This window comes from Microcystis sp. M144S2, assembly GCF_020246065.1.
Lineage (GTDB): Bacteria > Cyanobacteriota > Cyanobacteriia > Cyanobacteriales > Microcystaceae > Microcystis > Microcystis ichthyoblabe_A.
On record NZ_JADBTR010000132.1, the window covers coordinates 1 to 7,638 of the forward strand.

Below are 7,638 nucleotides of genomic sequence, written 5' to 3' on the forward strand. Positions count from 1 at the left end.
ATGCTTCGCCCCTACAGGACGCGGAACCATGAAGACGCAAGGTTTTGAAGCACGATTCTCTCAGAATCTTGCACCTGTTTCGGGAGAAAAGCCACAAAACCTCTACCTTGCCTACATTTCACATTTATTCAGCAAACCCTATTTATTGGCGGTAAGCTTGACTGCGATGTTCAATCAGCAAGACGATAACTTGAGACTGACTATCATCAACGGTATAGATAACCCGATAGTCTCCAACCCGGAAGCGATACTTCTAGGCAAATTCTCCCTTTAATGCTTTAATTTGAGGGTGATTTTTCGGTGTTTCTTGAAGGAGTTTTAAACACTTAGCAATCTTCTTTTTTAAGATTGAATCCGCTTCAGAATAAACTTTATTTGCTTTAGCTGTCAAACGGACTTTATAAGTCATCTCAGCTTTCCCAATCAATGAGGCAACCTGATTGTAAATCCATTTCAGCTTCTTTCAAATGTTCCATAATATTCGGGATTGCTCTAATTTCTTGCGTTGCCTTTTCACTTTCTTTATCTGACAAATAAGCGGCAAATTCTAGAATCATCTTTAAATTTTCTACTGATAGGGTTTGTATATATTGTTGAATCTTTTGCTGCATTAAATCGACCTGTACTAATGTTTCAGAATCTAAAAAATCTTCTGGAGTCGAGGGATTTACTTCAACGTTAGTTAGAGTCATATTTAATCAAGTGCTTCTCTCAAGTTTATTATTTGTATCTTAGCGTGTATCCCGTCTCCTGACTCCTGACGACCGACTCCTTAGGGACTTGCGTGGGAATAATATCCCAATTGATCGGAGGGCGCAAGCTTTGCGCCCCTACAGTAACGGATTTTGTCCACAATGTAGGGGCGAACTGCGTTCGCCCAAAAGGTACATTATCAAAGCGCAAGTCCCTTACCCCACAGTTAACTTTACTTTTGTCCAACTACTTAATACTGCGAATGTATGAAAACGCATCAATTGGGCAAAAGCTCAACGATGCGTTTTTAAGTTCCAAAAACCGCTATATTTGTAACCCAAAACAAATTAATTCTGATTAGGGTCAGTGGCTGCGGCCATTTGCATTCTCTGCACCAGATTATCGAGGGCTAATTCTAGATGTAAACCGGCATCTACGGCGGTCCAACCCTGTTCGGTTAGGTGTCGCCATTCAAAGTGTAGGTGCGGACCGGTAGAAAGTCCCGTACTACCCACACGACCGATAACCGCGCCCTGTTCCACCCATTCTCCCGGTTTGACAGTAATTTCCGAAAGGTGGGCATAACGAGATTCTTGACTACCATCGAGGTGACGTAAAATCACCGTTAATCCGTAACCTCCCAACCAGTCGGCGGTGGCCACTTCCCCTGCGTAGGCGGCTAATACAGGTGTTCCCATAGGTGCGCCTAAATCAGTACCCGCGTGCATGGCCCGATTCCCGCTGACCGGATGATTTCGCCACCCGAAAACCGAGGTAATTTGGGCGGGAAGGGCGAGGGGAAAGAGTAAATCGGTGCGTTGAGTTGGGTTAGAATCCGTGGGACTTAAACGGGTGGCCCGCTCATAGGTGGTCGCTTCGCTGATTGCTTCCACTTCTGCGCGAGTCACCGGGGCCAAAGCCAATTTTACGCCATTCCATTCCGGGGGATTGAGGGCCACCACCTGACTGGGAATCACCGTCGGGGCAGCCAGACGTACCGGGGAGCTAGAGGCCACGAGAGTGGGGGCATAACGACCCAGGGAATTATTAGCGATAACCGGCTGATTTCGGGGCTGCCGTCCTACTCGCACGGCTGGATTAGGATTGAGACGCACCCGGGCCAGATTAACCGGGGGTAAGGGTTTGGCCACAGTGCTGACCGGCTGACGACGGGAAGACCGGGCCGCCAGATTACAGCTACCTCCTACCAGTTGACCATTTTGGGCGATGGTTTGGCAACCACTGCGGCGCTCGGTGACGACAACGGAACTGGGGGGGTTAAAGTTTCTAGTATCGATAAAATTATTTTTACCGCCGGCCCGGGGGGCAAGGGTAGGCATATCGGTTTGATGGTTTTCGGGGATAGCCAGACGGGGGGCAGGATTAGTATTTTCTTTGATAACGGGGGCTTTTAGAGTCGGGGCGGCATTTTCCACTACCGGGGTTTCGCTGCCAGTTTCGGAATTAGCGATCGCATTGGGAGCAAGAGTGAGCAGACCGCTGATTACTAAACCGAGACCACTGCATAAACTCAGCTTCTTTTTTAAGGATTTTCCGAGAAAAAGTTTCAATATCACCGATGAAGGATACATAGGGCGGCCTCACTTCTCACAGTTTAGTCAAAAAAATATTTAGACTCAATTATAGCCGAGACTAACCCTACCGGCCGGTATATAAATTTCGCTACTGGCATTGTCCGAAGTGAGTTTAACTTTTAATTCTCCTCGATCGCTTACCCCGGTTATTATACCCTGATAGCCCTCGAAAGCTATCTTTTGACCAAAATTGGCAAAAAGTTCTAAATAGGAGGCTAATAGGACTTTTATGCCGCTATGACAGTAATATTCATAGCCGTATAGGATAGCATCACTGGTGAGAGAGGTTAACTGAGCGATCGAGGTGATTTTATTGCCAGTAAAAGCCTGTAAATTAATACCGGTGGGGGGGACAGGATTAGACCAATTGAGGCCTACTCCGATGACTGCTTGCGGGATGTTTTGGCCCTGAATACGGGTTTCTAGGTTAATTCCCCCTAGTTTGCGCCCTAATAATACCAAATCGTTCGGCCATTTGATTTTAACAGGTATTTCTTGACAATTGAGGTGATAAGCGATGCCCCAAACTGTAGCGAGAACGAGATGGGCAGATTTATCCACCTCTAAATCAAGATTTAAAGCCAAAGATAAATATAATCCTCCCGGTTCAGAAATCCACTCCCGTCCCCATTGTCCTCTCCCGGCACTTTGTTGACTAGCAGTCACCACAAAAGGCGGCTTTTCCCCCGACTCTAATAATTGCCAAGCTTTAGTATTAGTGGAAGGTAATAGCTCAAAGTGATGGATTTTGGGCATAAATGGGGAGTGGGGAGTATTTTCAGTGTTGCCAAAGGCACGGCGTAGCCGTCCAGTAAACAGTAAACAGTAATCAGTGACCTGATACTAAATCCGTTGAGTATAGGCTAAATATCAGGAGAGGCACTCCTGCAAGTGGAGTGACTCTTAAATGATTACAGATGTGTCAGCAGCTGCGTGTAAGCATCCCACCGAAAAACTAATGCGCGGGGGGTTTGGGGGCGGCACTTCGACACGCTCAGTGACCGCGCCACGCCCCCAACGGGGGGTTTGGGGGGTTCTACCCCCCAAAAGCTTGGATTGAATGATCAAGTCGGAAGTAATGCTAAATCCGTTGAGTATAGGCTACATATCAGGACAGGCAAAAGGCAAGAGGCTTCGGCCGTGAGCTCAGCCGAACGGCAAAAGGCAAAAGAGGGAATAGATAATCAGTTTTTAATAACCGGATTGAGTATGAAAACTGACATCTGATCACTGATAACTGAATCACTGATAACTGATTAGGTGCAAGGAAGAGAACGCAGGTACTCACTGAGGTGGGAACGTAAACCGATGCCATGGAAAAGCGGGCCACGACTGCCTAATTCGACAATACTGACAGCGGCCACGGGCATTTCAAATCGATCGCGATAACGGCCCACATCAATGCCCATCAGACTACAGAGCATGATCCGGATGGTGGCCTTGTGGGAAACGATCAAGATATTGCCATCACTGTGGGTGTGTTCGATTTCTTCCAAAACGGCTGCGGAACGACGGGCGATATCGATGCCCCTTTCCCCGTTGGGGGGAGCATTCCAAGCGGGATCCGTCAACCAACGCACATAGAGATCATGATATTGACGATCGATATCGTTAGGGTGCATACCTTCCCAAAGACCATAACCGATCTCTTGTAATCCCTGCCGGATTTCTAATTTTAGTCCCACCGCTTCACAGAGGGGTTTAGCGGTTTGAATAGCTCTTTGGAGGGGACTGACATAGGCTGCACGCCAAGGTAAAGAACGATAGACATCGGCGAATTCCTCGGCCATTTCGATGCCTTCGGCAGTCAAACCGGGATCATTTTCTGGAGTACCACAGTATCCTCCCGTTTTGCTATAGGCTGTCTGTCCGTGTCGTAGAAAATATAACATCAAGCACATAGTTTTTCAGCAGACCAAATCCGGGGCTTCCCTTGTTACTGTTGACTGGTTAGGTTCCCGCTCGCGAGCGCAGGTCATTGCGGAGGTGAGAGCGATCGCCTATAACTTGAAAGAGGGGACCGTGTTCGGCTAATTCGACGATCGTTACCGAGGCCACGGGCATGGCAATTCGATCGCGATAACGGCCGATATCAATGCCTAAAAGAGAACATAACACGATTCGGATCGTTGCTTTATGGGAAACGATCAAAATATGGCCATCATCGTGATTATGGTCGATTTCCTCTAATACCTCCGAACTGCGGCGAGCGATATCGATGCCTTTTTCGCCTCCTGTGGGAGAATTCCAGCCCGGATCTGCTAACCAGCGCACATAATCATCATGAAACTCCCGATTAACCTCGGCTGCGGTTTTTCCCTCCCATTGGCCGTAGGCAATCTCTTTTAATCCTTCCCGTTTGTGGATGGGAATACCTAAGAGTTCGCTTAAAGGGGTGGCTGTGGCCATGGTGCGTTTGAGGGGACTAGAATAGATGCCTGTCCAAGGCACATCTCGATAGGCAAGGGCGAAATCCTTGGCCATTTCATAGCCGGCTGGGGTTAGTTCCAAGTCTAATCGACCGCAAAAACTACCCGTTTGACTGGCTGTGGTTTCGCCATGACGCAAAAAGTAAAGTTTTAGACTCATCTTTTGGGTGCATCTCAATATTTGTGACTCTCTCCCACTTATAGTGATAAGCAGAAGTTATTAAAAGAGGGCGAAGGCAATTCGCCGCTACAATCATCCTTTTTACCTTTTGTTTCCCAGTAATTCTCTAAATTACCACTATATTTGGGGTTTACTAAAAAAGTTTTTCCAGGGGGCAGAGTGTGGGAAGCAGGGAGCCAAAACGAAAACTTTCTATCTCAGTCGGACAGCAAGCTAACTCAGCAATTGAAGCGAAATTCTGTCACTCTCTAGGATGCCATTCCGGGTTAATCTGGGTTTTGTGACAATTTATGGCTAAATTTTAAGAGGCAGTATGGAACGCACTTTCTTAATGATTAAACCCGACGGTGTGCAGCGCAATCTGGTGGGGGAAATTATTCAACGCTTTGAAGCTAAAGGTTTTACGCTGGTTGGGTTGAAAATGATGCAGGTTTCTAGCGAATTAGCGGAAAAACACTACGCTGTTCATAAAGAAAGACCCTTTTTCCGTTCTTTGGTCGATTTTATTACCTCCTCCCCCGTGGTGGCCATGGTTTGGCAAGGAGAAGGAGTAATTGCCTCCGCTAGAAAAATTATTGGCGCCACTAATCCCCTCAATGCTGAACCTGGTACGATTCGCGGTGATTTTGGCATTAGTGTCGGACGCAATCTTATCCATGGTTCCGATGGTCCAGATACCGCCAAAGATGAAGTTAGTCTCTGGTTTAGCGATGCAGAATTGGCTAATTGGACTCCCGCCATCACTCCCTGGGTGGTAGAGTAATTCCCTTTGAAGTAGTCAGGAGTCGGTCGTCAGTGTTCAGGGGTCAGGAGACAGGAGATTGTTTTACTTCCTTCTCCCCTCTCCCTTCTCCCCTCTCTGCAATAACTACCCCTGCATACTTTGTGCTTTTTGTCAAAAAAACTTTTTTTTTGCAATAAAACTACACAAAAAAAAGATCATCGTTGTGGGTGAAATTGACTGATTTACCTGTCTTAATTGGGATCACCCTCTAGGTGTGGCAAGGGTTTCAACCCTTGCTGACCAAAAAAGCACAAAATAACCCATTATGAAATTCAGTAAAATCGCTGTAACCATTGTAACATCGTTGTTAAATAAAAATCTTTCTCAATTAATTCTTAAGAATTTGTAAATATTGCGGAATGTTAATTTAAATATTCTCAAGTTTTTGGAGTCAATAAATAACTTTTGCTTATCTTTGTCTAACATTGAGTTAGGAGATAGGAGTCAGGAGTCAGGAGTCAGGAGATTATTTTTATTTATTCTTCCCACACCCTACACCCCACACCCCACTTCCCCAATGGCCAATCAAGGTTGGATTTATCGAGATAAAATTAGCAAAAATCAGGCAGGATTAAGCCTATTAGCCTACTATACGGGCAAATATCCCCATTCTAGCCCGGAAGAATGGCTCGATCGCATTTTATCAGCAGCAATTCTAGTCAATGGTCGTCCCGCTTACCCCGATACAGTCTTAGAAATCGGGCAGCAATTGACCTATCAGCGCGCGCCTTGGACAGAACCGGATGTACCGCTCTTTTTTGAGGTACTCTACGAGGATGCCGAGGTGTTAGTGGTGGCGAAACCTTCGGGATTACCCGTGTTAGCGGGGGGTGGATTTCTCGAACATACTCTCATCCATTTGGTACATCAGCATTATGCCGAGGTCACTCCCTATCCAATTCATCGTCTTGGTCGCGGCACTTCCGGTATAGTCTTAATGGCGAAATCAAAGCCAGCTAGAGCTAAATTGAGTCAACAGATGCGAGAGGGGAAAATTACCAAAATATATCGAGCTTTAGTTGGTCAGGGCGACATACCGGATAATTTTAGTATTAATCAAGCGATCGGGAAAATCGCCCATCCCATTTTAGGCTATGTTTACGGTGCGCTCACAGATGGGTTATCGGCCCGCAGTGATGGTCGAGTCTTAAAAAAACATCCCGATAGTACCCTATTAGAAGTACAAATTTTTACGGGCAGACCCCATCAAATTCGCATTCATCTGGCCTTTTTTGGCTATCCTTTAATCGGTGATCCCTTGTATGGTCTGGGGGGATTACCGCGACCGGATGCGGTCCCGGGAGATTGTGGTTATTATCTCCATGCCAATCAAATCGTTTTTAATCATCCCAGTACAGGGGAAAGAATCTCTATTTGTTGTCCAGCGCCGCCGGAATTAGTGGATAGACTTCTTGCAGAAGTCAGGCAACAGAAAGAAGAATAGATGCTTTCAGCATCAGGATTGATTACTTTTTGACTTTTGCAAGAGGTTTAATAGCGCAAATCTCCAAATCTAGCAATATTTAGGGTTGGCTGAACAAATCTAAAAACCTTGTTGGATAAGACTTTTAGACTTTTTTGATCTCAAAAAGTGCCAGACGGGAGTCATCGGGGCGAAAATTCTGGGACTTTTTCCCTGAAAATTGGGTAATTGACCGTCTGAAAATGGGTAAAACCCCACACCCCACACCCCACACCCGTTCGGACCTCGGCGTGAGCTCGGTCGAACGCTGAGCTCACGGCCGAAGCCCACACCCCACACCCCACACCCCACACCCCACACCCCACACCCTACACCCTACACCCCACACCCGTTCGGCTGAGCTCACGGCCGAAGCCCACACCCCACACCCTGCCCCCACGAAAAACTTTTTGCCGCAGACCCTATTTAAACCCCCCCAAGCTCGATCGCCAGCGATCACTAAAAGACCACTTCGGTAATCACACCCTCAATCG

Annotated in this window: 7 protein-coding genes and 1 pseudogene; 2 read left to right on the forward strand and 6 right to left on the reverse strand. The window is 46.8% G+C overall.

The window, feature by feature from the left end:
* Window positions 1-142: 142 nt before the first annotated feature.
* From IM462_RS21075 to IM462_RS15310, 6 genes and pseudogenes are all read right to left on the reverse strand, one after another.
* A pseudogene (locus IM462_RS21075) lies at window positions 143-409 on the reverse strand (type II toxin-antitoxin system RelE family toxin).
* A 1-nt stretch (window position 410) separates the two neighbouring features.
* A complete protein-coding gene (locus tag IM462_RS15285; protein ID WP_002800999.1) occupies window positions 411-692 on the reverse strand; it encodes a hypothetical protein in 282 nt (93 codons plus the stop codon).
* Window positions 693-1,040: 348 nt separating this feature from the next.
* The gene (locus IM462_RS15290) at window positions 1,041-2,285 is read right to left on the reverse strand and encodes a M23 family metallopeptidase (protein WP_287700927.1); all 1,245 of its coding nucleotides are present in this window, start codon (window positions 2,283-2,285) and stop codon (window positions 1,041-1,043) included.
* Window positions 2,286-2,330: 45 nt separating this feature from the next.
* Window positions 2,331-3,044, reverse strand: coding sequence for a biotin--[acetyl-CoA-carboxylase] ligase (locus IM462_RS15295; RefSeq protein WP_287700925.1), 714 nt, complete (start codon window positions 3,042-3,044; stop codon window positions 2,331-2,333).
* Window positions 3,045-3,544: 500 nt separating this feature from the next.
* Entirely contained in the window at window positions 3,545-4,189 is a 645-nt protein-coding gene (locus IM462_RS15305) for a histidine phosphatase family protein (RefSeq protein WP_002759710.1), read from the reverse strand.
* Between the two features lie 49 nt (window positions 4,190-4,238).
* The gene (locus tag IM462_RS15310; protein ID WP_194018391.1) at window positions 4,239-4,877 is read right to left on the reverse strand and encodes a histidine phosphatase family protein; all 639 of its coding nucleotides are present in this window, start codon (window positions 4,875-4,877) and stop codon (window positions 4,239-4,241) included.
* A gap of 334 nt (window positions 4,878-5,211) precedes the next feature.
* On the opposite strand from IM462_RS15310, the gene ndk reads away from it, so the two are divergent.
* The gene (gene ndk, locus IM462_RS15315) at window positions 5,212-5,661 is read left to right on the forward strand and encodes a nucleoside-diphosphate kinase (protein ID WP_002800982.1); all 450 of its coding nucleotides are present in this window, start codon (window positions 5,212-5,214) and stop codon (window positions 5,659-5,661) included.
* Between the two features lie 538 nt (window positions 5,662-6,199).
* The gene (locus IM462_RS15320; RefSeq protein ID WP_287700931.1) at window positions 6,200-7,126 is read left to right on the forward strand and encodes an RluA family pseudouridine synthase; all 927 of its coding nucleotides are present in this window, start codon (window positions 6,200-6,202) and stop codon (window positions 7,124-7,126) included.
* Window positions 7,127-7,638 lie beyond the last annotated feature (512 nt).